This is a genomic window from Bacillus sp. M5A3_1b (assembly GCF_053345335.1).
This window is the reverse complement of sequence record NZ_JBKEZY010000011.1, coordinates 1-25,890: the sequence shown is the minus strand read 5'-3', so window position 1 is coordinate 25,890 and position 25,890 is coordinate 1. Positions and strand designations below refer to the sequence as shown.

The 25,890-nt window shown below is 34.5% G+C and carries 16 protein-coding genes, 11 tRNA genes and 1 pseudogene; 2 read left to right on the top strand and 26 right to left on the bottom strand.

Translation table 11 applies throughout. The features are described from left to right. Nucleotides 1-101: 101 nt before the first annotated feature. From ACLBWW_RS23830 to colA, 3 genes are all read right to left on the bottom strand, one after another. Nucleotides 102-1,676 carry a flotillin family protein gene (locus ACLBWW_RS23830; protein WP_048541591.1) on the bottom strand — a complete coding sequence of 525 codons (1,575 nt, stop codon included), beginning with the start codon at nucleotides 1,674-1,676 and terminating at the stop codon, nucleotides 102-104. A gap of 12 nt (nucleotides 1,677-1,688) precedes the next feature. Then, a complete protein-coding gene (locus ACLBWW_RS23825; RefSeq protein WP_048541589.1) occupies nucleotides 1,689-2,237 on the bottom strand; it encodes an NfeD family protein in 549 nt (182 codons plus the stop codon). A gap of 399 nt (nucleotides 2,238-2,636) precedes the next feature. Then, a complete protein-coding gene (gene colA, locus ACLBWW_RS23820) occupies nucleotides 2,637-5,534 on the bottom strand; it encodes a collagenase ColA (RefSeq protein ID WP_098641755.1) in 2,898 nt (965 codons plus the stop codon). 268 nt (nucleotides 5,535-5,802) lie between these two features. Between colA and opuD the strand changes: the two genes are divergently transcribed. Next, a complete protein-coding gene (gene opuD / locus ACLBWW_RS23815) occupies nucleotides 5,803-7,353 on the top strand; it encodes a glycine betaine transporter OpuD (RefSeq protein ID WP_098641756.1) in 1,551 nt (516 codons plus the stop codon). Between the two features lie 102 nt (nucleotides 7,354-7,455). Here opuD and ACLBWW_RS23810 read toward each other — a convergent pair whose 3' ends face one another. From ACLBWW_RS23810 to ACLBWW_RS23750, 13 genes are all read right to left on the bottom strand, one after another. Further along, nucleotides 7,456-8,322 carry a GNAT family N-acetyltransferase gene (locus ACLBWW_RS23810; RefSeq protein ID WP_048541583.1) on the bottom strand — a complete coding sequence of 289 codons (867 nt, stop codon included), beginning with the start codon at nucleotides 8,320-8,322 and terminating at the stop codon, nucleotides 7,456-7,458. A 143-nt stretch (nucleotides 8,323-8,465) separates the two neighbouring features. Further along, the gene (locus tag ACLBWW_RS23805; RefSeq protein ID WP_447614278.1) at nucleotides 8,466-11,456 is read right to left on the bottom strand and encodes a leucine-rich repeat domain-containing protein; all 2,991 of its coding nucleotides are present in this window, start codon (nucleotides 11,454-11,456) and stop codon (nucleotides 8,466-8,468) included. A gap of 129 nt (nucleotides 11,457-11,585) precedes the next feature. Next, on the bottom strand, nucleotides 11,586-12,761 hold the full coding sequence (yhbH, locus tag ACLBWW_RS23800) for a sporulation protein YhbH (protein ID WP_046957378.1): 1,176 nt from the start codon (nucleotides 12,759-12,761) through the stop codon (nucleotides 11,586-11,588). A gap of 446 nt (nucleotides 12,762-13,207) precedes the next feature. Continuing rightward, nucleotides 13,208-15,103: a PrkA family serine protein kinase gene (locus tag ACLBWW_RS23795; RefSeq protein ID WP_000353275.1), complete on the bottom strand. Its 1,896-nt coding sequence runs from the start codon at nucleotides 15,101-15,103 to the stop codon at nucleotides 13,208-13,210. Nucleotides 15,104-15,495: 392 nt separating this feature from the next. After that, nucleotides 15,496-17,565: a sensor domain-containing protein gene (locus tag ACLBWW_RS23790; protein WP_098132837.1), complete on the bottom strand. Its 2,070-nt coding sequence runs from the start codon at nucleotides 17,563-17,565 to the stop codon at nucleotides 15,496-15,498. A gap of 127 nt (nucleotides 17,566-17,692) precedes the next feature. Then, entirely contained in the window at nucleotides 17,693-18,181 is a 489-nt protein-coding gene (gene trmL, locus ACLBWW_RS23785; RefSeq protein ID WP_000538149.1) for a tRNA (uridine(34)/cytosine(34)/5-carboxymethylaminomethyluridine(34)-2'-O)-methyltransferase TrmL, read from the bottom strand. A 58-nt stretch (nucleotides 18,182-18,239) separates the two neighbouring features. Then, nucleotides 18,240-19,127: an amidase domain-containing protein gene (locus ACLBWW_RS23780; protein WP_048541844.1), complete on the bottom strand. Its 888-nt coding sequence runs from the start codon at nucleotides 19,125-19,127 to the stop codon at nucleotides 18,240-18,242. Between the two features lie 44 nt (nucleotides 19,128-19,171). Next, nucleotides 19,172-20,314, bottom strand: coding sequence for a tRNA epoxyqueuosine(34) reductase QueG (gene queG / locus ACLBWW_RS23775; protein WP_048541846.1), 1,143 nt, complete (start codon nucleotides 20,312-20,314; stop codon nucleotides 19,172-19,174). A 198-nt stretch (nucleotides 20,315-20,512) separates the two neighbouring features. Beyond that, nucleotides 20,513-20,586, bottom strand: a tRNA-Gly gene (locus tag ACLBWW_RS23770). 114 nt (nucleotides 20,587-20,700) lie between these two features. Beyond that, nucleotides 20,701-21,351, bottom strand: a complete 651-nt coding sequence (locus ACLBWW_RS23765; protein WP_000841323.1) for a DsbA family protein — start codon at nucleotides 21,349-21,351, stop codon at nucleotides 20,701-20,703. A gap of 188 nt (nucleotides 21,352-21,539) precedes the next feature. Next, on the bottom strand, nucleotides 21,540-22,316 hold the full coding sequence (locus ACLBWW_RS23760; protein WP_048541849.1) for a transglycosylase domain-containing protein: 777 nt from the start codon (nucleotides 22,314-22,316) through the stop codon (nucleotides 21,540-21,542). A 427-nt stretch (nucleotides 22,317-22,743) separates the two neighbouring features. Beyond that, nucleotides 22,744-23,205 (bottom strand): NUDIX hydrolase, encoded by a 462-nt coding sequence (locus ACLBWW_RS23755; RefSeq protein ID WP_048541851.1) that lies wholly within the window; start codon nucleotides 23,203-23,205, stop codon nucleotides 22,744-22,746. 147 nt (nucleotides 23,206-23,352) lie between these two features. Then, nucleotides 23,353-24,072 carry a YebC/PmpR family DNA-binding transcriptional regulator gene (locus ACLBWW_RS23750; protein WP_048541853.1) on the bottom strand — a complete coding sequence of 240 codons (720 nt, stop codon included), beginning with the start codon at nucleotides 24,070-24,072 and terminating at the stop codon, nucleotides 23,353-23,355. A 350-nt stretch (nucleotides 24,073-24,422) separates the two neighbouring features. Here ACLBWW_RS23750 and ACLBWW_RS23745 point away from each other — a divergent pair. Then, nucleotides 24,423-24,743: pseudogene (locus tag ACLBWW_RS23745) on the top strand (DUF3884 family protein). A 212-nt stretch (nucleotides 24,744-24,955) separates the two neighbouring features. On the opposite strand, the gene ACLBWW_RS23740 reads toward ACLBWW_RS23745, so the two are convergent. From ACLBWW_RS23740 to ACLBWW_RS23695, 10 genes are all read right to left on the bottom strand, one after another. Then, nucleotides 24,956-25,037, bottom strand: a tRNA-Leu gene (locus ACLBWW_RS23740). A 9-nt stretch (nucleotides 25,038-25,046) separates the two neighbouring features. After that, nucleotides 25,047-25,117: transfer RNA gene (locus ACLBWW_RS23735), tRNA-Cys, on the bottom strand. Between the two features lie 14 nt (nucleotides 25,118-25,131). Continuing rightward, nucleotides 25,132-25,206 (bottom strand) — tRNA-Gly (locus ACLBWW_RS23730). Between the two features lie 4 nt (nucleotides 25,207-25,210). Beyond that, nucleotides 25,211-25,285, bottom strand: a tRNA-Gln gene (locus ACLBWW_RS23725). Nucleotides 25,286-25,348: 63 nt separating this feature from the next. Beyond that, nucleotides 25,349-25,424, bottom strand: a tRNA-His gene (locus ACLBWW_RS23720). Nucleotides 25,425-25,443: 19 nt separating this feature from the next. Beyond that, a tRNA-Trp gene (locus ACLBWW_RS23715) sits at nucleotides 25,444-25,517 on the bottom strand. A gap of 7 nt (nucleotides 25,518-25,524) precedes the next feature. Beyond that, nucleotides 25,525-25,608 (bottom strand) — tRNA-Tyr (locus ACLBWW_RS23710). 10 nt (nucleotides 25,609-25,618) lie between these two features. Then, nucleotides 25,619-25,694 (bottom strand) — tRNA-Thr (locus ACLBWW_RS23705). An 18-nt stretch (nucleotides 25,695-25,712) separates the two neighbouring features. Continuing rightward, nucleotides 25,713-25,788, bottom strand: a tRNA-Phe gene (locus tag ACLBWW_RS23700). A 9-nt stretch (nucleotides 25,789-25,797) separates the two neighbouring features. Further along, nucleotides 25,798-25,873: transfer RNA gene (locus ACLBWW_RS23695), tRNA-Asp, on the bottom strand. Nucleotides 25,874-25,890: the final 17 nt, after the last annotated feature.

Genomic DNA, 25,890 nt, shown 5'->3' with positions numbered 1-25,890 from the left:
TAAATAATTAAAACAATATATAAAAATGTATATTATTCGAAATATTACAATTCACAGAAGAACCTCTAGTATCTTACTTACTAGAGGTTCTTCCCACTTTACTATTCTTTATCTTTTTCTACTTCTTTTTTCTCGTCTTCTACTACGGATACAACAGGTTTATCGTTTGATAATTGTTGTACCGCTCCTTTTCCTGCAAATCCTTCTAATAGCTCTTTTAAATCAATGCCAGAAGACGCTTTTAATGTTTCTTGCATCGTTGCCATTAAATCAGTCGCATAACCTGCAACTTTTCCGGCGCCGCTATTTTTACCACCACCGCCTGTATCGACAACTGTAATCTTATCAATGTTGCTAAGCGGGCTTGCAATTTCCTTCGCATAACTTGGAAGCATTTTAAGAACCATATCCATAATTGCCGCTTGACCATATAGCTCAAATGCCTCTGCAATTTTTTGTTTCGCTTCCGCTTCTGCCAAACCTTTTAATCTGATAACATCTGCTTCCGCTGTACCTTGTGCTTTTTGTACTTCTGCTTTTGCTTGACCTTGCGCTTTTTCGATTTCCGCCTTCGCTAAACCTTCTACACGAACTTCTTCTGCACGTGCTCTTGCTTCCGCTTCAATTTTATATTGATCTGCATCTGCTTTTTTCATTTGTTTTACTTTTTCTGCTTCTGCTGATTGTTCAACAGCATAGCGATCTGCATCTGCCTTTTTCTTTACTTCTGCATCATATTGCTTTTCACGACGCGCAATCTCTTTTTCTTCTAATTCAATTTGCTTTTCACGCTCAATGATTTTAACGCGCATTTGCTCTTCTGTAACACCTTGTTGCGCTTTTGCTTGTTGTAATTCATAGGAAAGATCTGCATCTGCGCGAGCTTGTTCTTGGTCTCTCTTATAAGATTGTACTTTTAACTCTTTATGTTTTTCAGCTTCAGCGATTTGTGCATCACGTTGATACTCAGCTTCTTTCGCTTCTTTCTCAGCACGAGCTTTTTCAATTCGCGCCTCTTTTTCACGCTCTGCATTTGCAACTGTTGCATCACGCTTAACCATCGCAATTTGTGGCTGACCAAGTGCATCTAAGTAACCGTTCTTATCCATGATTTCTTTAATTGTAAAGGAAACGATGCGAAGTCCCATCTTCTTTAAATCTGTAGAAGCTACTTCATGTACCTTTTGAGCAAATTGCTCTCTATTACTATAGGCATCTTCTACTGTCATAGAAGATAAAATAGCACGTAGATGCCCTTCTAAAACTTCTTTTGCTTCTATTTTCAACTCTTCTGTTTCTTTTCCTAAATATTGTTCAGCTGCTGTAGAAACTTCTTCAATGGTAGACCCTACTTTAATAATAGAAACACCATTTACTGTAATCGGTACACCTTGTTTCGTATACGTATCACGTGTTCCCACTTCTAATTTGTAGTTTAATAGACTTAAAGGCTCTGCTCTTTGCATAATCGGAACTACGAAAGTACCGCCGCCACGAATAATCTTAATCTTCTTTCCATCATCAGTGGTAACTACATTTTTCCCACCACCAAGCCAGTTTCCAGTAACAATTAATGCTTCATCTGGTCCAACTGTTCGATACTTTGTAATGAATACTAAAATGAGTAGAATTAAAATTGCGAGTAATACTCCACCGATAATTAATGGAATCGTCATGTAAATTCCCCCTTATAATTTTGGTTTCTTTAAAGAATAAGCGATGTTCTGTACAAGCAGAACACCATCTTGGACTCCCTCGATAATAACTTCAGTTCCTTGTGAAATATCTTTTTTCCCAATTGTTTTAGCTGGAATTGCATTACTTCCAAATTGGGAGGAGATTAATACTTCTCCAAATCCTTCTGTAGGAATTGTTGTAATGACCTCTCCCTTACAACCAATAAATTCATCCATGCGCTGCACAGTGTTTTGTTCTGCTTCTGCAATCGGCTTTAAAATTAATATTTTCATTATGAAAACACCAATAAAGGATATAGCAAATGCAGACCCGAAAATAAGAATGCTATTAAAGGAAAATAAATATTCTCCTATATAACTAAGTCCACATAACATGGCGAAAAAACTAAGTAATAAAGTAACAACGGATACAGATCCGCCTCCGAAACTAAATATGGATTCAAATATATCTCCAAAAAAGATATAAATAACAGTGAGTATAGTAGCAATAATAAATCCGTATAAATAAATTGTTTCAAGTGGATAACCAAACAAAGCCATTTCTTATCCCCCTCTCTTAAACAATCCCTTTTTTGTTATGTGTATGCCCCACCTCTTTCAAAGATTATAGTTCTTAATTTTCAGTTATTTACCCTTTAAAGAAAAGCCTGTAAGACAGGCCCATAAAAAAGAACAGGAGAAACCTATTGTGACAGGCTCCTCCTAGTAAATAACCGATATATTATATATCTATATAATATACTATTTTCCACAAAAAGTAAAGTTAAACATACATTGGAAAAGCACTTATTTTATCCCGCATTAACGGGCAGTAAGACTCCCCCTTCAAAATTCGGCGAATGCGCGGAAGTTAGGTGGGAGATCAACTGCCCGTTAATGCCCGATTGGTGAGGGCTAATAATCAGTGAGGGATGAACAGAACCCCTACTGATTAAAGTTTCACTTTACTGATAATTCGTACGTTCCATCGCCATTATCATATTTATATACATACAAATAATACTTACCTGGTTTTGCATTAAATTTTGCCTCTATATGATTTCCATTAGCTTGACCGTAAGCGGCATAATTTTGCATATCTGATTCATGGTGAAGCACCCATGTCATCCCGATTCCATACTCATTTAAAACGGAAATATCGATATTTTTCGTTGATGCTACATTAAATGTATAAACATCGGTATGATCTCCACCGATAAGGCTACCTTTTATAGTAGTGTTTAGCCCAATACGATTCGCTTCCTCTGGACGATTATTTGGTTCTAATTCTGTTAAACTTCCATCTTTAATCGTAACAGTGGTTTCGTTTCTGCTCTCTTTGCCTTTATCATCTTTTACTCTTAACGCTACTTTATAAATTCCTTCTCTTTCATATGCATGTATTGGATTAACTTCTGCACTTGTGCTACCATCTCCAAATTCCCATAAATAAGAAACAATTTTTCCATCTTCATCATTTGAGCCATCACTTTTAAATTGAATTCCTTCTTTTACAAGCCCATTATAAGGTCCATTTATATTAACCGTTGGAGCTTTATTTTCTCCATCATCTTTTGCGATACCATGGAAGACTACATCATATTCAAATTCATTTGAACTATTCACACGATAATTGACGAAGTATGCTGTAACAGTTTTGTAGCCACTCCATTCTTTTTGCGCCAGTTGTTCTAGTGCCTCATTTACTCGTTTACTCATTTCATTCCAGTCTTCTGACTCACCTTTCGTTACACTACCTGTAAATGTACCTTCTAATGTAAATGTATTAAAGAATTGGGAGCTATGTTTTGTCATTTTTGCCCCTTTCATCGGCAACGTATCACTAATTTCTTTCTCTACTGCTCTTAACGATTTTGGTGCATGTTCAGCTAAATAATCCTCTGCTACTTCCGGTACATTATATTTCTCTTGATTATCAATTAGCTGTTGCATATACTCTTGATACTCTTTATTTAGTTTAGTATCTTTACTTAAATTCTCACGATAGGCATCATAATTTTTCACGTCATTTGCACGAATTAAATCTTGAATTTTATCAAATGTTTCAAATTGATGTGTATATAAATAAGATTGCAATGCAAACGAGTAATTATAGAAATCCCAAGAACCATATTTAGCAAATAATGTGCGCTCTGCTGTATAACGGCTTGCAGGATCAGATGATAATCCACTAATGATGCTCTTTCTCGGCACTACATTCTTTGTACGAGTAGATCCTGCGAAAAATTCTGCATTTCCTTCTTGGAACCAAGTTAATCTCTCATTTTGATACATATCTCCTCTTCCAAATAAACCTGGCACTTCAAATCTCCCTTGAAGATAATGAGTAAACTCATGACGGAACAGCTCTTCTAAACTATAAATACTTTGTTCTGGTGTACGCTCATATGTAAAGAATGTTCCTGTTTCTTCAATATAAATTCCACCGTTGTTTGTTTCATACCCATACAATTGTCTGTTTAACTGATATTCGTCTGGAGTATTATAGATTACTATCGTTAATACGTCGTCTGCATTACCTGGCTCTAATGCTTTGTCATTCCCAATTACACGATGATACTGTGCTTTTACTTCCTTTGCAGCCCAGTATAGTCTCTTAATTTTTTCTTCTGATACTTTATCTCCTGTTTTAAATACGATAGATCCATCGTCGAATGTATACGTTTTTGGTAAGTACTGTTCTTTTCCTTCTTTACGTATCGTCTCTAAATCTACCGTATTACCGCTATAATCTTTTCCGTTATAATTTGTCGTAATTTGTTCTACTGCAACAAAATACGGCTCACTTAAACGCGGGTACATATGCATTGCTTGTGTAACAACCTCTAAACCTTTAGTTGGATTACTATGAAACTTCCCTAAACGACTAGCAAAATAAATTCCATTATTAACGAGCCACTTATTTTCTGGTGTTACTTCATTTAGAAGAGCGATACGATTTATTTCATTAATAAATCCATCTACTTTCCCATACCACATTGTATCTTTTGCCTCTTTACGAGTTTCAAATAAATAAGATTGCATATCATAATCAATACCTTGCATCATATCGTATACAGCTTGCCCTTTCATACGATCGTCTACATACGTATGAAGATTATCATTGTATTGTTTTAAAATATTCGATGCGTATTGAACTGTTTCCACATCACTTGAAGCATTACTAATTAATTTACCGTATGCAGATACGACTGCATCTTGCTCATATGTACCAAGCTTAAAGTTTGGATTGGTTGCAATTGCTTTTAAAGCAGGTAAACATTTATCCTGGAAGCTTCTCTCATTTAAATCGCTTAATTCATTATTGTAAAATGCAAGATAAAAAGCTGAACGTAATACTTCCGTAAACGTTTGAATTCCTTTTGAATCATCTTTCGTAAACGTACTACCTCGATGAGCTAATTCGTCTATAATTGCTTGCATTTTCCCTTTATCTTTATAAAAAGCCTTTGCATCTTCATTGAACTGGAATAAGTCTGTAATTTGATTCCATTTAATACTTCCTAGCGTTTCAACTAATTCTTGATTATTCATTTTGTTTAAATCAGCCATTGAATAACTTTCTTTCATTTGCTTTATTTCTGAGCTCTTCATAATAGATGCTGGTCGCTGCGAAAAGTCTCCTACTTTTAACCGTTCTTGAAACGATAATGTTTCCTCTACTTTAGAAACATGTCCAATCTCATCTACTGGTTTTTCAATTCCAACTGGTTTCGAATGCAATACATTGTATGGCACCTTTTCTTCTGCTGATACATTCGTTTGAATTGCTCCTAACGATAGCGCCATTGTACTAATACTAAGCATCACTTTATTAATCTTTGATTTCTTGTTCATATCATTGCCCCCTATTTATATATTCCCTTGAAGAATTTAACATAAAATCTAGATACAATAATATAAAATGCAATATTTCATATTATTTCTTCCTATATTTTGTACATATCGTGAACAGACTTACCTTTATCTAACCTCCAATAATTATGAATCCATAGCGATTAAACTGTCCTTTTACACAAGATAAAAATAGAATTTTTTGACAATTAACCTTTTAATTGTTATAGTTAATATAATTGTTAACTTTATTAAACAAAGGTGGGATTCTATGATAAAAAAAGAAAACAGTGTATTTTATATCTCCATCTTGCTAACAACATTATTCATCATATGGGGAATTACCCCAGCAAGTTGGATACAAGGCTATGATTTACAAAGTGTTACATCTTCGTTAAACTCATTTATCCTCAATAAATTTGGATGGTTTTACTCTCTACTTATGACCGCAATGATTATTTTAGCCACTTATTTAGCATTTTCTAAGTACGGTTCTATTCGTCTTGGTAAAGATGGAGAAAAACCACAGTATAGTTATCCATCTTGGCTATCCATGTTGTTTGGAGCAGGAATGGGAATTGGACTGCTCTTTTATGGAATCACTGAACCGATTTCACATTTTACAGATCCATTAACAGGAAAAGCAGGTACAGAGGAAAGCGCCAAACTCGCTATGCAATATTCATTTTTCCACTGGGGACTCTTTCCGTGGTCACTATACGCGATGGTTGCTTTAACAATTGCATATTTCACATTCCGCAAACAAAAAGGTAGCACAATTGGAGCTACAGTTACTCCATTATTTAATCGATCGAAAAATTCTCCTATCGGAAAAACAGTCGATATTTTGGCTGTTTTAGCCACAGTATTCGGTATTGTGCCATCTGTTGGGATTGGTGCTCAACAAATCGCCGGAGGATTAAGCTATTTATTCCCTTCTATTCATAACACTGTACTTACACAACTCGTACTTATCGCCATCTTCGCTGTTTTATATTTAACAAGTGCACAAACAGGCTTAGATCGTGGGATTAAATATTTGAGTAACTTAAATTTCTCTCTTGCAGGTATATTACTCGTCTCCTTTTTACTTTTAGGACCAACTGTATTTATTATGAAATATTTCACATCTACACTCGGTTCTTATATCGGAGCTTTACCTAGTATGGGATTAAATTTAGGAGCATTTAATGAAAAATCTTCTTCTTGGATTGAAAACTGGACTATTTTCTATTGGGGATGGTGGATCTCTTGGTCTCCATTCGTCGGTACATTCATCGCTCGTATTTCTAAAGGGCGCACAATAAAAGAATTTATTATTGGAGTTGTATTAGTCCCAACTCTTATCTGTACATTTTGGTTTGCAGTATTTGGCGGTACCGCTATCCATATGGAAATGTTCCAATCGCTTGGTATAGCTGATGAAATCGCAAAAAATGGTACAGAGATTGGATTATTTGCTGTTATTTCACACCTACCGTTCTCTACATTTTTAACAATTATCGGGTTAATTTTAGTAGCCACATTTTTCGTTACTTCTGCTGACTCGGCAACATTTGTTATTTCAATGCAAACGAGTAACGGAAGCTTATCACCGAAAAATAGTTTAAAACTTATATGGGGATTAACAATCGCGATAATTGCTGCTATTTTATTACAAGCTGGAGGATTAAATGCGCTGCAAATAGCAGCTATAATTGCTGCGCTACCATTTTCTATCGTAGTCGTTCTTATGGTCATTTCGCTCTTTAAGGAGCTTCGAAAAGAAGATGTTAATTTACAAGCAAAAGAAGTTCCGCAAAAAATAAAGAAGGTTATGTAACGATTAGCACCTCAAATTTTTTCTAAATCCGTGATGAATGAGGAAAAAGTAGATTAATAAAACCGATTCATATGAAATATCATTTTCATATGAATCGGTTTTTTACTCTATTATATAGTGTTGTAAACATGCCTTCTCCTCAAAACCTACTTTCTTGTACAACTTCATCGCACGATCATTATTCGTATTCAAACATAGTTCTATCTCTTTCATCTCTTGGAAGGAGAAAATATACTGAATTACCCCTTGTAATAACCGCTCTCCGACACCTTTTCTTCTACTATTTTCAGCGGTTGCAATAAATTCAATATTCGCTTCGTGAAACTCCGGATTTACTTCAACATATACATAACCTTCTAACCTGTCATTCTTCATACTTACAAATAATTTATTCGTATTGCTTAAACGTTCAATAATTTCATACCCTTCATAATATGTATTAGGAAAAATATGATTGTGTAAAGAGATAAACTGCTCAAATACTTTTGGTAAAGCTTCTTCCACATTACATATAGTATGTTGTTTCACACCACTATTACTTAGCCTAAAAATACTATGTCGCTCTTGTTCTTTAGCATGTAAATCCTTCATTAAACGAGCACAATTATTATTTTCCACGTGATAAAAACCAGAAAATTTTTCAATATGAAACGGTACCTTTTCTATAAGTTCCTTCCACATATGTAAAGCAATTTCTTCCCAATTCTCTGCTTTAATAAACGGTCCCCATATTTCTGCACACTTCTTTACTTCATCCACATCCAATCCCAATACACCAATTATTTTATTGTCCTCATAAGTAACAACAAAAGATCTTTCCCATCCTATATCAGAAAAATCATGAAGAATCGTATGTAACACCTCCTTTTTCTCATCTCCACAATAACCAACATGATGAATAGCATCCTTATTCATACTTGCAATAAATAATGCAATCTCTTCAATTTTTAACATAGAACTAATATGCATACCCTCTCCTCCTTCTCTAATATATTTACACTTTTTCCATTCATATCCTTCTACCATAAAAAGGCGTTATCATAAGCACATTTCAAAATGAAATCGCTATGATAACACCTTCTAAAAAATCATATAACAAAATAAAACGTTATTTATTTTTTAAATATATTTTTTCTAAACACAAACATACTCAGTGCAGATAAAACTAATGCTAAGCCACCAAATAGAGATACATTACTTTCTTGGCCACCTGTTGCTGCTAAAGATTTCTTACTTTCTTCTTTTTTACTATGAACTTGTTTATTTGACACATTTTCTTTCGCTAGTTGATTCACTACTTCTTGTGCTTGTGCAGGTTCTTGTACCGCTTTATTTTTCTGAACAGTAGCTGTTTCTAGTTCATTTGAGCCTTCTGTTTGTTTCTCAACATTGGCTTCTAGCTTACTTACCTCTTCTTTCGGCTTTTCTACTTCCGCTTCTGGCTTACTTGTCTCTTCTTTCGGCTTTTCTACTTCCGCTTCTGGCTTACTTGTCTCTTCTTTCGGCTTTTCTACTTCCGTTTCCGGCGACTCAATTTTTTCTACAATATTTTGAGTTACTTCACCGCTGAACCATATGCCAAGCCCATAATAACTCGTTCCATCAAAAGCAAACTCATATTTTTTCTCTCCTGGAGTACTCCACACAATTGTCCCTTCTTCTTCATTGAATGTTCCGCCTTCACTTTTCAGTGTAATATCCTCAAGAGGATTATCTTCCACATCAGAAACAGGAATTTTCACTTCTTGATTCACTTGAGCATCTTCTAGCATAATTTTTTGTCTTCTAAGATCAATTGTAATCCCCTGAGATAATTGAATAATTGGTTTTATATCACGAATTTCATTTCCAGCCAGTTTTAATTTAAAAAGTTCTAACACAGAACTAAAAACTGTTATATCTTTAATTTTATTATCTGACAAATCTAAAAATCTTAATTCTTTAGCTTTAGTTAATGGAGTTACATCCACTATTTTATTACCTTTAATTTCCAATTCATCCATTTTAGTTATCCCACTAATTTCTTCCAAGCTACTAATGTCATTATTATTTATTATTAGTATCCCTAAATTTTTGAATTGCTGTATACCTTGAAGAGATTCATTATTAATTTTATTGGCTGAAACATTTAACTTCTTCAATGAATTTAATGTAAATAATGGTTTTATATTTGGGTTGTTATTGTTGCTTATATTTAATACTACAAGCTTTTCCAACTTAGCTAACGGCTCTAAATTTTCTATTTTATTATTCGATAAATCCACTGACTTCAAGTTTTTCAAATTCGAGATAAATTCTATGTTTTTCAACTCAAACTTTTCCAATGTCAGATCTTCTAAATTTTCCATATACTCTAATCCAGATAAATCTGTTATTCCATTGTTCTGTCCATCCATTATCTTTAATGTTTTAACCTTTAATAAATCTTCTTTCGTGATAGGAGTATTCAAGTCTGTTCTACCTAAACTATGTTTATTAATATACTCTCTTAGTTTTTTATCTGGAATAGCACTTACATCTGCTTGCTTAGCACTTATTTTTTGAATAACTGTTCCATTAAAATGTACTTTATTCTTAGAAGAACCTGTTTCTAAATTGAACTCGTATACTTTCTCTCCAGAATTTTCCCATTTTACAAAACCATTATTATGTGTTCCCCCCTCACTTATCCATCTAATATTTTGGAGTGGTTCGCCGTTTAAATCATATACAGGAATCTTAATTTTTTCATTTATTACTCCTTCATTTAAAAATACTTTTTGTCTATGAACTTTAACTACAAAACGCTTTCCAAACTCTTGAATAGGTCTTACATCAGAAATTTCATTTGCACTTAAATTAAGTTCATATAAATTAGTTAGTTCACTAAGTGGTGACACATCAGAAATATAATTCTCTTCTAAATCAAGTGATTGTAAGTTTTTCATTTTAGCTAGCGGTGTAATATCTTTAATTTCTGCATCTCTCACTGCAAGCTGAGTAAGGCTCTCCATTTTACTAATAGATTCAAGATTAGTAATGTTATTATTTCCAATCCATAATTCTTTTACTTTATTTAACTGTTCAATTCCTGTTAAATCGCTAATATTATTATTAGCTAAATACAACTTACCTAGAGACCCCATTGTAAATAATGGTTTAATATCTTCAATCTTATTACCGACTAAATCTAATGTTCTAACTTTTTTCAAGTTACTTAATGGATTTAAATCAATAATTTTATTATCTCTTAAAGAAAGAGATTGAATTTTATTCAGCCCAGCAATTGGCTCAATATTTCCAATTCGATTAGAGAAAAGATCTAAAGACTTCAAATTATTCAAATTAGCAATTGGCGATAAATCACTCACTTCAGATTCATACAATCTAAAGGTTTCCAAATTTACCATATGCTCTAAACCAGCTAAATTATTAATACCTTTCCCAGCATATACCGCTAGTTCTTTAATTTGTAGTGCATCAACTTTCGTTATTGACGCATTAATATCTTTACGCCCTAAAATATTTTTATTAATGTATTGCTTCAATTGGTTATCGGCTATTATATTTTTCGTATCTTCCTTTTGCTCTTCATTATTTTCCTTCTTCTCTTCTGGAACATTATTTTCTAAATTTAAAGTATTCACTTCAAACTGCACTTGATATTTATTATCATAGGCCATTGTTGGAATATAAATATGCATTTGCATATTATATCTTTTTCCCAATTCTCCAACTTCAAATTGAATAACCTTCGTTCCGTTTTTCTTTTTATCTTCTGATATTACTTTCACATCATGGAATACACCAGGAGTATGACTATCTTCCGTTTTCAAATATTGAAAGAAATCACTATCACTTAACGTCGCGGTTACAATTTTCTTTCCATTCTCAATTGTTAATTTCGGATCTTTTATATAAACAGCTGCCATAGACTCTTCATTCGTTTTATCTTTATACGCTTTAATTATGGCATCATATGTACCATCTTCTAAAGTATGCCCCGCTTTATTCGCCTCAATTGCTACTGCCGCTAAAGCAGGCGTTGAATACGTAGCAAATGGAAGTGATAACGCCGCAGCGATAATCATCGCATTTATATGTTTTCTTTTATTTTTTTTCAACTTTACATCTCCTCCAAAATATATAAATCTTAATGTAATCATATCTCGAATAAATGATAATGATTTTCATTATCATTGTCAAATAAAAAAATAAAAAGTTAACAAAAAAATAACCCCTTTTTAAGGGGGTTATGCCATTTTTTCTCCGGTTTCTTCTTTAAAAAAGCTCTTCATCGCATGGAATACGTCTGCTTTTTGCTTTAAAATATAATATCTAAAATTCTCATCCTTAATATTTTTATAGGCTGACATGAGGGTACTATGGCGGTTGTACTGGTTCACTTCCCCATATCCAAACATATTACACTTCTTCATTAACTCTTCGACAAGCTTTACACATCTAGCATTATCTGATGTTAAATTATCACCGTCTGAAAAATGGAATGGATAAATATTATAGCGGTCTGGTGAGTATTTATTATCAATTAGCTCGAGTGCTTTTTTATATACAGAAGAACATATCGTTCCGCCACTTTCTCCTTTTGAGAAAAACTCTTCCTCTGGAACTACTTTTGCCTCCGTATGATGGGCAATAAACTCAATATCTACTGTTTCATACTTCGTTCGTAGAAATCGCGTCATCCAGAAAAAGAAGCTACGTGCCATATATTTTTCCCATATTCCCATCGATCCACTCGTATCCATCATCGCTAATACAACAGCTTTTGAATCTGGCTTTAATACTTCATTCCAAGTACGGAACTTTAAATCTTCTTGGTGAATCGGATGAAAAGAGGCTTTACCACGCATCGCATTTCGTTTATATGCGGATATCATCGTTCGTTTCTTATCGATATTTCCCCATAATCCAGTCTTTCTAATGTCATTAAATTCAACATGTTCAATCCGGTTTTCATCTATTTCTTTTCTCTTTAAATTAGGCAGCTCTAACTCTTTGAAAAATGCTTGCTCTAATTCTAAAATAGAGACTTCAGCTTCATAATAATCTTCTCCAGCCGCGTCCCCTGCTCCTTGCCCTTTTCCTGGTCCTTTTTGCTTTTGACCACCTGATCCATCTCTCGCAACGACATCACCAACTTTGCTGTCACCATTTCCTTGCCCAACGTGTTTGTTTTTATCATAATTGTACCTAATCTTATATTCATCTAAAGAACGAATCGGTATTTTTACAACATCCTTACCATTAGACATAACTATGCTTTCTTCTGTTACAAGATCGGGTAAATTATTCTTAATTGCCTCTTGTACTTTTTCTTGATGGCGTTGTTGGTCGTCATATCCTTTGCGATGGAGGGACCAGTTTTCCTGTGAAATCGTATAATTTGGTTGGTTTTCTTCACCCATTTCTTTCCCTCCTTACTGTAATTGTCTTCCCCTATGAACAGTAAGCTAGAAATTTTGTTTTATACTGTGCAAGCTAGAATGAAAGATAACTGCCCATCGAAATTCATCCCATAAACATATATAACGTTTTTCATATAATACTCCGAGCATCCTAAACAAAATTTTACCACTCACATACTAGAAAGAAATATTCAGCCGTTGATAAGAAAGAAACACAATGCATAGTTGCACACATTTACACTTTGCAACATATTGTATTGTGTTGGCTTTTTTCGTATGAATGGTTGGTTACTCTATCATATGCATATTGTAAAAATAATTGACAATAAATTCATGAAATTGCATCTTAATTTATTACATTTGGACAAGGTATGACACTTTACACATATAAATGGATAATAAAACGCTGTCCCGCAAAATACAAGAGACAGCGTTTTGTTATCAAACTATCGGTTTAGCAGACTACCTACATAGCGTAATAATTCATTCGCAGATGAAGAATTATAGCCGTGCTCATCAATTAAGCGTGCAACAACATCATTGATTTTCTTAAGCTGATTTTCGTCTGGCGTTTTCGTGGATGTTGTAATTTTCACTATATCTTTTAAATCAGCAAATAATTTTTTCTGAATCGCTTCACGAAGACGCTCATGTGAATTATAATCAAAGCGTTTTCCTTTACGCGCATAAGCAGAAATGCGAATTAAAATTTCTTCACGGAATGCTTTCTTAGCATTTTCTGAAATTCCAATTTGCTCTTCAATTGAGCGCATTAGCTTTTCATCTGGACTCATTTCTTCACCTGTTAATGGATCACGTAATTTCGACTTATTGCAATATGCTTCAACGTTATCTAAGTAATTATCCATAAGTGTCTTCGCTGATTCTTCATATGAATACACGAATGCTTTTTGTACTTCTTTCTTCGCAATTTCATCATATTCTTTTCTCGCTAATGAGATGAAATTCATATAACGCTCTCGATCTTCATTACTAATTGACGGATGCTGATCCAACCCGTCTTTGAGCGATCTAAGTACATCTAATGCGTTAATAGATGGTACCTCTTTTCGAATAATTGTAGAGGAAATTCGGTTAATAACATAACGAGGGTCAATACCTCTCATACCTTCATCTTGATATTCACGTTGCAGTTCCTCTACATCAATCGCATTATAACCTTCTACCGTTTCTCCATCATATAAACGCATCTTTTTAATTAAATCAATATCTGGACGCTTCGGATCTTTTAAACGAGTTAAAATCGTAAACATTGCTGCAACGCGAAGTGTGTGCGGTGCAATATGCACATTGGATACATCACTTTCACGAATCATTTTTTCATAAATATGTTCTTCTTCACTCACTCGTAAATTGTATGGAACTGGCATTACAATAATTCTTGAGTGCAATGCTTCATTTTTCTTGTTTGCTATAAATGAGCGATACTCTGTTTCATTCGTATGCGCTACAATTAATTCATCTGCTGAAATAAGCGCAAATCTTCCCGCTTTGAAATTCCCTTCTTGCGTAAGCGATAATAAATGCCATAAAAACTTCTCGTCGCATTTTAGCATCTCTTGGAATTCCATCATCCCACGGTTTGCCTTATTCAATTCTCCATCGAAGCGATACGCTCGTGGATCTGATTCTGAACCATATTCTGCGATTGTTGAAAAGTCCAGACTACCTGTTAAATCGGCGATATCTTGTGATTTAGGATCAGACGGGCTAAATGTACCAATCCCTGTACGGCGATCTTCCGAGAAGAAAATACGCTCTACAACTACATCCTCAATTCTTGAACCATATTCTTGCTCTAGACGCATTACGTTTAGTGGCGATAAATTCCCTTCAATTCTAACTCCATACTCACCAAAGAAATCATCCCGTAAATGATGCGGAATTAAATGAAGTGGATCTTCATGCATTGGGCAGCCTTTAATTGCAAAAATTGCTCCTCGATCTGTTCGTGAATATGTTTCTAATCCCCGTTTCAACATCGTAACTAATGTTGATTTCCCTCCACTAACAGGACCCATTAATAATAAAATACGTTTTCTAACATCTAATCGTTTTGCAGATGGATGAAAATATTCCTCCACAAGACGTTCTAAAGCATCCTCTAATCCAAATAGCTGATTACTAAAGAAGTTATACTTTCTTCTACCATCTACTTCTTCGATTCCAGCATCTTTTATCATATTGTAAATGCGAGAGTGTGCTGTTTGAGCCACCCATGGTCTTTCCTTCACAAGCTCTAAATACTCCGCAAACGTACCTTCCCATTGTAACCGTTCTTCTGCTGCTCGATGCTGTTCAATCTTTTTTAGAATATCCATTATAGCTCCTCCCCCATCTCCTTGTTCAATCGGATTATTATAAAAGGTATGCTAGGATGTCCTTAAACATTCTTTAAATCAAAATGAAATATACAGTAGTGCTATAAAATTCTCTCCAAAATTCAAAGAAAATTCTGTATAATATAGGTATTAAAGTTTTTACACCTCTATTCGTTTTAAATAAATTCTTTTCTTCCAAGAACCTTACATACATTTTGATTCATATTTAAGATTCGTAAACTGAAAAATAGGAGGGATATTAGTATGAAATTATTATTAATTTTAGGTGTATCACTCACATTTCTTACAGCTATTTTCACATCTGGTTACAATGATAAACCTGGTACACAAAAAAAGTGATGTGCTTCTTAGCACATCACTTTTTTTATCAATCATTTATAATACACATTTTCCACATCATATTTTGATAAAGGTCGGCTATAATAATAACCTTGCACAAACTTCACATTCTTTTCCTTCAAAAATTGTATTTGTTCCGCTTTTTCTACTCCTTCTGCAATTACATTCAATTCCAAAGTATGAGCTAAATGAATAATTGCAGCTGTAATATTCGTATCACGTTCATCCACATGTATACCTTCCATAAAAGAACGATCGATTTTCAACGTATCAATTGGGTACGTTTTTAAATAACTTAAAGATGAATATCCCGTCCCAAAATCATCTAAATGAATCTTTAAATTTTGTTCTTTTAATTGTAGCAATACCCTTTTCGATATGTCTTTATGCATAAGGGCTCCTTCTGTAACCTCTATCGCTAATAGATGAACTGGTACATTGTACTTATGTAACGCCCGTGTAATCATCTCTATTAATATAATCGAGCGAAAGTGCCTGGCTGAAATATTAACTGCAATCGGGACAACTTCATATCCTTTATTTAACCATTCACGTATTTGCCGACACACTTCATTTACTACCCACTCATCAAGCTTAATAATAAATCCTGTTCTTTCTGCTAGCGGAATAAATTGATTGGGAGAGACAAATCCCAATTCTTTATTCTCCCACCTTATTAAAGCTTCCATACTCGCTATTTTTTTCGTTTCAATATTCATTTGTGGCTGATAATACAAGCAGAATTCATTTTTTTCTATAGCACGATGCAATTGGTTTTCTATTATAAATCTTTGTTCACGCTCACAATCTAATCCACTGCAATAAAACTGATAATGCCCTTTTCCTTTTTCTTTTGCTTTTTCCAAAGCAGCATCAACTCTTTGGAATAATATTTTTTCATCCTCTCCATCTGTTGGAGCCATTACAATTCCGATTGACGCACTTAAATAGACGTCCTCTTCTTCGATTACAAAATGTTCACTAATCTTTTTTAGTATGCTTTTTGCAACTATCTCTACACGTTCTTTCGTTATATTTTCTATCAACATAACAAATTGATCATCGTGTTCTCTAAATAAGTGCATACCGTCTATTGGAAAACTGCTTAAACATTCTGTAACTTTTTGTAATACTTTATCTCCTTCTTTATGACCAAAAGTATCATTAATAAGGTGAAATTCATCTAAATCTATAAAAACAAGCGCAAACTCTGTATTATCATTTAAAAAAACATTTAACTTATTTGCACATGAAATTCTATTCATTAATCCTGTTAATTGGTCATAATAAGCTAAATATTCTGTTCGCATTTCATTCAATACTTGTCTTGTAACATCCCTCGTAACAATATATACCCCAACAATTTCGGTGTTCACAATAATCGGAATAGTTCTCAAAGAAATATAGAGCTCGTACCCTTCTTTATGAACATATTTCTTTGAAACAATTTGTTTTGCCCTTCCTTGCAGGGCTTCTTTAAATATAATTTGAAAATCTTTTTCATATTCTTTATTAATAAATTCAAAAATAAATTTATTATGTAATTCTTCATATCGATATCCAAATATTTCATACGTTGCTGGATTTGCATATGTAATTCTACCTATAGAATCCATAGATATAATGGAGTCATTATTATATTCTAATAACGACTTAAACAACATTTGTTTTTCCTCTATCTCTGCCTTTTCCTCAATCTGAGCTGTGATATCCCTCGTAATACAAATAATAAACTGACATACTCCTTCTTCGTCGAATACAGGATTAAGTGAAGATTCATAATGTAACTCACCCTTTGGTAAACTAACTACATCACAAAAGGTATGTGCTTTCGCTTCGCTCGCTACTTTTGCATATTGCACTTGCAATATTTCCGCCGTATCTTCTGATAATACTTCAGCAAACGTTTTTCCATAACATTCTGCGCCTAGCTTCGCATAATCCATACCTATCTTATTTACATAAATATATGTAAAGGTTTCCTCATCCATAACTTTCACAATAAATACTAAATCTTGAATGGCATGTAATAGTCCTCTTCTTATTAAATCCATATCTATCATACTTAAAAAGGTATTTTGATTATTATATTGTTCCTTCATATTTATCTCAACCCGTCTAATCTATTTTTATTCATATATCCCATTCTATATGAATATGTACCCTTTTTTAAATGTATGATTACATATTATTTTTATTTTTAGAAAAAAAGTCGCCATATGGCGACTTTTAATAAACAATTTCTAAATCTAATCCCGGATAATTTTGTTGACGGAATGCTTCATAAATTAAAATAGCTGCTGTATTAGATAAATTTAATGAGCGCACTTTATCAGTCATTGGAATACGTAAACAATGATCGAAATTTTCTTCAATTACATTAGCTGGTAAGCCGTTTGTTTCTCTTCCAAATACAAAATAATAATCCTTCTCACGTTTGCTATAATCAAATGCTGTATGAGCTTTCTCGCCATACTTTGTTAAATAGAAGAATTCACCGTCTTTATTTTTCTCATAAAATTCTTCAATTGAATCATAATACGTAACTTTCACGTGCTGCCAATAATCTAATCCTGCACGCTTTAACATTTTATCATCCGTTGAAAATCCAAGCGGTCTAATCAAATGTAATTCTGTTCCAGTTGCTGCACAAGTACGAGCAATATTCCCTGTATTTGCTGGAATTTCTGGTTGATATAAAACAACATGTACTCCCACGCGATATTCACCTCTGTTTTTTGTCTACTACGTATTATACCACTTGAGCGAAAAATCTCTACCCATTAATAATATGAAAGAATTTATATTTCATTTGTGGTGTATATTTACTAGAATCTTCATAGTTCCAATAACGCCGACGGCTATTCGCTGAATGTGCATTCACAAGTGGCATACCATCTGCGTCTTTGGCTACTACAATCGTCGTATGATTCCACCTACCATCATCCTCGAAATCATAAGCGATGACATCACCAAGAATAAGGTCCTCTGGTCTTTCTACTGCTTCTGCTCGAAGCCCAGTTGTAGCACCTGACAAATACCAATAAAAAGAGTGTGCGACAGCCCAGCTCCAACTCCACTGATTCTCCCTTTGCCACCATCCTTTGCGAATATTAGGGTATCCATTCATTGGTACTTCTCCAGTATGAAGACATTGAGAAATAAAATTCGTACAATTATCAGGGAAATTACGATATACAGGGTTTCTATCATCCCACCAACGCTCTGCATATTTAACTGCCTCTAAACGGTTATACTGATAAGAACCATACTTCTCTTTTGTAACTTCTCTTTCTAACGTCTCACTCATTCCAACTGCTTCTGGTACTTCAATAGCATAATCACCTATTACCCGGCTATTATTTAAACAAACTCTTCGCTTTAGTTGTTCCTCTTCGATATAAAATAATTCTTTATGCTTAATTAAATATTTAAAATGTATTTGATAATCAATTTCTTGATGATTGCTATTATTTAATTGTCTCATGAAAGAAACATCCGCAGTTGCTTTCACTATCTCTGCATTACGCTTTTGAAACAATTCTTTCTTTCTCTGTGCTATTTGTAATAAATCTTCAGCAATACCATCTACATTTGTTCGTTTCTCTGTTACATATGCTAAAAATTGTTGTACTTGCTTTTCAATATTTATTTTTACGACCATTTCGTCTCCCTCCCATATTACAATATGAAGAAGGGAGATATTATCTACTCTTTTTTCTGCGCTAACAATTCAAGTCCGCGATTCATTTCATGAAGAACCTCTTCATCTTTCTCACGTTGCATCGCTTTTTCAATAGCTTCGCCCACGCCATCTCCACCAATTTTCCCAAGTGCCCATGCTGCTGTTCCGCGAAGTACTGGTCTTGGATCGTCTTTCATAACACCAATTAAATCTGGAATTGCTGATGCCTCTTTAAAATGCGCAAGTGCCAAAATTGCATTTCGTTGCAACGGCTTTTTACCTCTCCATGAACCAGACATAATTCCATATTTCTCTTTAAAATCACGATTGCTAATTGTTAAAAGTGGTGTTAATAACGGCTTAACTAACTCAGGATCTGGTTCCATCTCAGGATGATTATGAAAATCCATTCCTTTATTTTTCGGACAAACAGTCTGACATGTATCACATCCATAAATACGATTTCCTATTTTGTCGCGGTATTCTTCCGGTAGGAATCCTTTCGTTTGTGTTAAAAATGCAATACATTTCTTCGAATCTAACTGTCCTCCTTGTATTAAAGCGCCTGTAGGACAAACATCAATACATTTTGTACAACTTCCACATTGATCTTCTATCGGCTGATCTGGTGGGAAGGGAACGTTTGTAATTATTTCTCCTAAATATACATACGAACCAAATTCAGGTGTAATAATAGCGCAATTCTTACCACTCCATCCAATACCGGCACGCTCCGAAACAGCTCGATCACTTAATTCACCCGTATCAACCATTGACTTAACTTCTATATCGGGAAGTTTTTCAATTAAATATGCTTCTAATTTTTGCAAACGATCTCGTAAAACAAGATGATAATCTTGTCCCCAAGAGGCACGACAAAAAATACCGCGGCGTTCTCCGCGCTTACTTAATGGTGCATTTTTTAATTTTGAAGGATACGCTAATGCAATCGCAATAATTGATTTTGCACCAGGTAGTAGAAGCTGTGGGTTCGTTCTCTTTTCTATATCAGACTCTTCAAATCCCGATTGATAATTTAATTGTTGTTGCTGGATTAACCTCTGCTTTAATTCCTCAAATGGTGAGGCACTAGCAAAGCCTATTTTATCTATACCAATTGTTTTACTATACGCAATGACATCTTGCTTTAATTGTTCAAAATCCATTCCTAATCGCCTCCTCAGATGGATCCATCCTTTATGTAACGATCTATTGGTTAGCAATTCACTTTTGGAATACTATTCTTTACTTCTATTTTCGCATACAATTACGTTTTCCAAACATTAAAAAACGCAATGCCTCGTTTATCTTAGAAACGAAACACTGCGTTGATCACAATTTATAGAAAAACATTTAATAAAATTTGGAGCGGGTGAAGAGAATCGAACTCTCGACCAGAGCTTGGAAGGCTCTTGTTTTACCACTAAACTACACCCGCAAATATGAAATAAATATAAGATATTAGAATAACTTATGTAAAGTAGTATAGCATGTAAAAAAAACGGAAGCAAGAATTTTATCGAAAAAAGTCGAAAAAGTGATGAGTATCTCATCACTTTTTCAATTCTTTATCAATCGCCTTCTTCATACTATCGAAATCAGGGTTGGCAAGATTTCCGTTTATATATACTGAAGGAGCACCTTGAACTTTTAATTTTTGAGCACGATCTGAATCTTTACGTACTTTTTCTTTTATTTCTTTACTGTGTAAATCTTTCTTAAATTGTTCTACATCAACTTTCGGAAGCTTCTCTTTCACAATGTTAAGAAGTAATTCTTCTGTAATCCATTCTTCCGTGTCTTTCTTTTGACTTTGATAAATCTCATCATAGAAAATCCAGAATGAATCTTGATCTTGTTTATAAATTGCTTCACCAGCTGCTGCACCTAAATCAGAGTCTTTTCCGATAAATGGGAAGTTAATAAAGTATAACTGCACTTTACCTTTATCGATATACTCTTCTTTTAATCGTGGTAATACTGTTACATCCCAAGTACGACAAGCAGGACATTTGAAGTCTCCAAATTCAACTACCTTAACTGGGGCATCATCTTTCCCTAAAGATTGTTGTGTGGAATAAGCAAACATCTCATTCCCTTTATCTTTTTTGTCATTTATGATGCTATACGCAATTGTTCCGATTACAATCAATACTGCGATAGAAAAAACTACACCAAGAGCCATGAGTTTATTTGATTTCATATACATTCCTCTTTAAATTCATATTCTGTATACAGCATTGTACACAATACACATAATATCAACACTTATATATGTCACGCAATGAACACGCTCACATAAATTACAAAAACACAATAATTGTGACGATATTGTGTCACAATTTGTCACAATTTATTCAAAAAAAGGAAGCTCCTATGTAGGAACTTCCTTTAGCTTACTGCTTTTTCACGAGCACTCTTTAACATCGACTGCTCTGTTTTTATATCATGACGAATTACTAACTTCTCACTAACTGCTTGCACATACTCATTATGATTGATATAGCCTTCTTTCTCCATTAATCTTAAAACGACATTTCGTCTCTCTACGGCCTTATCATAATTTTGTGCAGGTGAGTAATAAGCGGGTGCCTTTACTACAGCAGCCATCATTGCACTTTCAGCCAACGTTAATTGGCTCACCTTTTTACCGAAGTAAAGGTTTGCTGCTTTTTCAATTCCCCATGCTCCTTCTCCGTAATAAATATTACTTACATACAATTTTAAAATTTCATCCTTCGTAAATGTACGTTCAATTTTTTTCGTATAAAAAATTTCTTTCCACTTACGAGAAAATGTACGTTCATTCGTTAAAAAAGCATTTTTGGATAACTGTTGTGTAATTGTGCTTCCGCCTTGCACAACACCACCAGCTTTTATATTCTCAACAGACGCTCTGACAATCGCTATATAATCTAAACCGTTATGATGATAAAACCTTTTATCTTCTGTCGCAATAAATGCATGTGTTAATGATTCTGGCACCTCTAACTTAGCAGGTACATGTAATTTACTAATATCACTTTGCTCGATCATTACATTTCCAATGAATAATAACGTACAACTTAACAATAATAATAAAATAATGGCTTTATAAAAGAATTTAGTCATTGGATTTAATGCAACTTTTTGATGATAGTTCACCCTAGATAATACTCGTTCTTTCATCTTAAACACCTCTTTTCCACACAGCGTATAACTCTTACTTTAAGAATACCTTGTTGCAAAAAAATATCCCATCGATTTCTCTTACACGTACCTTACATCATTGTAAGGTATAAAAAAGTATTGTATCACAGTCCTTTTTTATCTACTATTCATCTGAAATATTGAATATAGATTATGCTAAACCAATAACAGAGTATACCTTAAGCCTATACTTCCCTATTAAAACATCCTATTTTCATTATATCATCTACAAAAATATATATTTGTAAGTATCTAGTAATCTAAATGTATACAATATATCATACATTATACAGAACAAACGTTCCTTAAATCAATAGTAGCACTATTATTATTTTGACCTTTTTCTTAAACAGTATACAAAAAAGAGTAGTGATTTGATTGTATCTCAAACCGGCTACTCTTTTCTTTACAATCTACCTATTAAATTATACGGCTGCACTTCCCACGTTTCGTACGGAATACAATGTGTTGCTCTCATCGCATCAAGCGTTCTGGATTTCATATGAGGACGCGTTATATACTCATCTATATTCTCTTCATTTAAAGCAACAAATTTAGCCTCTTGTATTTCTTCAGGCTGAATTTGTATTTCACCACTCACGTATGCCACTTTAAAAACAACACCTAGAATGTGCATGGAAGCATTATAATAAACTCCTGTAATACCGATAGGTTTCACCGTTAATCCTGTTTCCTCTTTTATTTCCCTACAAACAGCTTGATCGAGCGCTTCTCCTTCTTCCACCTGTCCTCCTGGCAACTCCCACGTATCCGATCGCCAATGTACTTTAGCCAATAACACTTCGTCTTTTTCATTTGTTAAATAACCTGCTACAGCAACGATATGCTTTGGTGTTTCATGTTCCATATTAAGCCTCCTAGCAATAATGAATATTTCACATATCCCTATAAGCATATTCCCTGTCTAAAACAAAATACCTTTACTAATTCATCAACTTAATTAACTTCATAAAAAAAGCCCCTATCCGTTAAATGAACAGGGGCTTCTATCGTATTATTCTCCTAAGTCTACGTTGTGGTAAACTTGTTGCACATCTTCTAAATCTTCTAATGCATCAACCATTTTTTCAAATTGTACTTGAGCATCTTCAGGAAGTTCTACATCACTTTGTGCAAGCATTGTTAATTCTGCAACTGTGAATTCTTCAACACCAGCATCTTTAAGTGCGGATTGTACTGCATGGAATTGATCTGGTTCAGCATACACGATAACAGAATCTTCTTCTTCTAGAATGTCACGTGCATCCACATCTGCTTCCATTAAAATTTCAAGAACTTCATCTGATGTTTTACCTTCAAGACCGATAACAGCTGTCGCATCAAACATGTAAGCTACAGAACCGTTTACACCCATGTTACCACTGTTTTTGCTAAATGCAGCTCGTACATCTGCTGCAGTACGGTTTACGTTATTTGTAAGTGTATCTACAATTACCATAGATCCGTTTGGTCCGAATCCTTCATAACGAAGCTCGTCATAATTTTCTTCTGAACCGCCTTTTGCCTTTTCAACTGCACGATCAATAATTGTTCTTGGAACGTTGTATGTTTTCGCACGTTCTAATACAACTCTAAGCGCTTGGTTTGATTCTGGATCTGGCTCGCCTTGTTTTGCTGCCACATAAATCTCACGTCCAAATTTCGCGTATATACGGCTTGTATTTGCATCTTTTGATGCTTTTTTTTCTTTAATATTATTCCACTTACGACCCATACTTTCCACTCTCTTTCCCGTTTTAAATCTACATAAAAATATTAATATGAAATATAATGTGTATTCAACACATTTTTAAAAGAAATATAAAAAGTTCATTTTTGATTCATATTACAGACATAATATAAATTACTATCATTTTGTTCTTTCGACAAGTTATATTATACATGAATTTCTACATTTATTACGAATTTTAGAAGCACATAGTATAATTTAACAAAAAAGAATCTAACAGAAATGTTAGAGTCTTTTTATATCGCCGATACATATTTCCATAATATTCCCATAACTACTTTCTATTGTTGTATAATAAAAAAGGAAAAAATTTGAATAAAGATGGAGGGAGAATTATGACACATTCACATGAGAAAAAAGCACATGGTCTGAAAGGAATAAGAGAGAAGTTAAACCCAACTATCTATCAAGTGAGATTCATGAAATTAGATCAACCAATTCAATTTGAGTCGTTTCCTCAATTAAAAGAATTAGGGGACTAGTTGAGTACTTCAACGCCAATGTGGTCGTGCCACTTAACTATGTACAAGTACAACAGAGAAGAGTTTGAAAAGAAGTTTTTAGAAATTACAAAGTTAACAGTTGATAATGTACTAATATCTACTGGTGGTGTCGGATTTAACTTCATGTCACCGGGATGGAGAAGTTCTCTCTAGAGTGCTCGAAGGGAATATTGTATATACAATATTTTGCTGGAATTTTATAGAATACCGCAATTAAAATGATAAAAATGAATGTTTGTTTTTATCATTTTAATGTTTCGCAGTTTACTCACCGTACACTTTTTGTGCTTATTTTGTCATGTAATGAAAAGAAAATACAAAAAAACTCTATACTAATTGTATAGAGTTTTTTACGCCGTTCATGATACCGATGGTCGGGGTCGAACCGACACTCCCGAAGGAACACGATTTTGAGTCGTGCGCGTCTGCCAATTCCGCCACATCGGCACAAAAGAAAGGCGGCAACCGGATTTGAACCGGTGGTAAAGGTTTTGCAGACCTCTGCCTTACCACTTGGCTATGCCGCCATGTTAAATTTTATTGGAGCGGAAGACGGGATTCGAACCCGCGACCCCAACCTTGGCAAGGTTGTATTCTACCACTGAACTACTTCCGCAAAATGGCTGGGCTAGCTGGATTCGAACCAGCGCATGACGGAGTCAAAGTCCGTTGCCTTACCGCTTGGCTATAGCCCATCGAATTCTTACTTAATTATATGTAAGTATCAATTAAATTATTTGTAATTTTAAAAATAAAAATGGGGCGACTGATGGGAATCGAACCCACGAATGCCGGAGCCACAATCCGGTGCGTTAACCACTTCGCCACAACCGCCATGTTGTGTAAATATATTTGGCAGGGGCAGTAGGAATCGAACCCACACTGGAGGTTTTGGAGACCTCAGTTCTACCTTTAAACTATGCCCCTATGTAAATGGTGGAGGGGGGCAGATTCGAACTGCCGAACCCGAAGGAGCGGATTTACAGTCCGCCGCGTTTAGCCACTTCGCTACCCCTCCGAAACTTACATGGTGCCGGCTAGAGGACTTGAACCCCCAACCTACTGATTACAAGTCAGTTGCTCTACCAATTGAGCTAAGCCGGCGTATATTATTAAGATAAATGGTGGCTCGGGACGGAATCGAACCGCCGACACGAGGATTTTCAGTCCTCTGCTCTACCGACTGAGCTACCGAGCCTTATTAAAATGGCGGTCCCGACCGGGGTCGAACCGGCGATCTCCTGCGTGACAGGCAGGCATGTTAACCACTACACCACGGGACCATTTGGTTGCGGGGACA

What these genes read in the sequence shown, in the direction of transcription:
- ACLBWW_RS23755 (WP_048541851.1), bottom strand. Translation starts at nt 23,205, where the DNA reads ATGGAACATGAAACACCAAAGCATATCGTTGCTGTAGCAGGTTATTTA.
- ACLBWW_RS23765 (WP_000841323.1), bottom strand. Translation starts at nt 21,351, where the DNA reads ATGAAATCAAATAAACTCATGGCTCTTGGTGTAGTTTTTTCTATCGCA.
- ACLBWW_RS23825 (WP_048541589.1), bottom strand. Translation starts at nt 2,237, where the DNA reads ATGGCTTTGTTTGGTTATCCACTTGAAACAATTTATTTATACGGATTT.
- ACLBWW_RS23750 (WP_048541853.1), bottom strand. Translation starts at nt 24,072, where the DNA reads ATGGGTCGTAAGTGGAATAATATTAAAGAAAAAAAAGCATCAAAAGAT.
- opuD (WP_098641756.1), top strand. Translation starts at nt 5,803, where the DNA reads ATGATAAAAAAAGAAAACAGTGTATTTTATATCTCCATCTTGCTAACA.
- ACLBWW_RS23760 (WP_048541849.1), bottom strand. Translation starts at nt 22,316, where the DNA reads ATGAAAGAACGAGTATTATCTAGGGTGAACTATCATCAAAAAGTTGCA.
- ACLBWW_RS23810 (WP_048541583.1), bottom strand. Translation starts at nt 8,322, where the DNA reads ATGCATATTAGTTCTATGTTAAAAATTGAAGAGATTGCATTATTTATT.
- ACLBWW_RS23780 (WP_048541844.1), bottom strand. Translation starts at nt 19,127, where the DNA reads ATGGTCGTAAAAATAAATATTGAAAAGCAAGTACAACAATTTTTAGCA.
- ACLBWW_RS23830 (WP_048541591.1), bottom strand. Translation starts at nt 1,676, where the DNA reads ATGACGATTCCATTAATTATCGGTGGAGTATTACTCGCAATTTTAATT.
- queG (WP_048541846.1), bottom strand. Translation starts at nt 20,314, where the DNA reads ATGGATTTTGAACAATTAAAGCAAGATGTCATTGCGTATAGTAAAACA.
- ACLBWW_RS23795 (WP_000353275.1), bottom strand. Translation starts at nt 15,103, where the DNA reads ATGGATATTCTAAAAAAGATTGAACAGCATCGAGCAGCAGAAGAACGG.
- yhbH (WP_046957378.1), bottom strand. Translation starts at nt 12,761, where the DNA reads ATGGGTGAAGAAAACCAACCAAATTATACGATTTCACAGGAAAACTGG.
- ACLBWW_RS23790 (WP_098132837.1), bottom strand. Translation starts at nt 17,565, where the DNA reads ATGAAGGAACAATATAATAATCAAAATACCTTTTTAAGTATGATAGAT.
- colA (WP_098641755.1), bottom strand. Translation starts at nt 5,534, where the DNA reads ATGAACAAGAAATCAAAGATTAATAAAGTGATGCTTAGTATTAGTACA.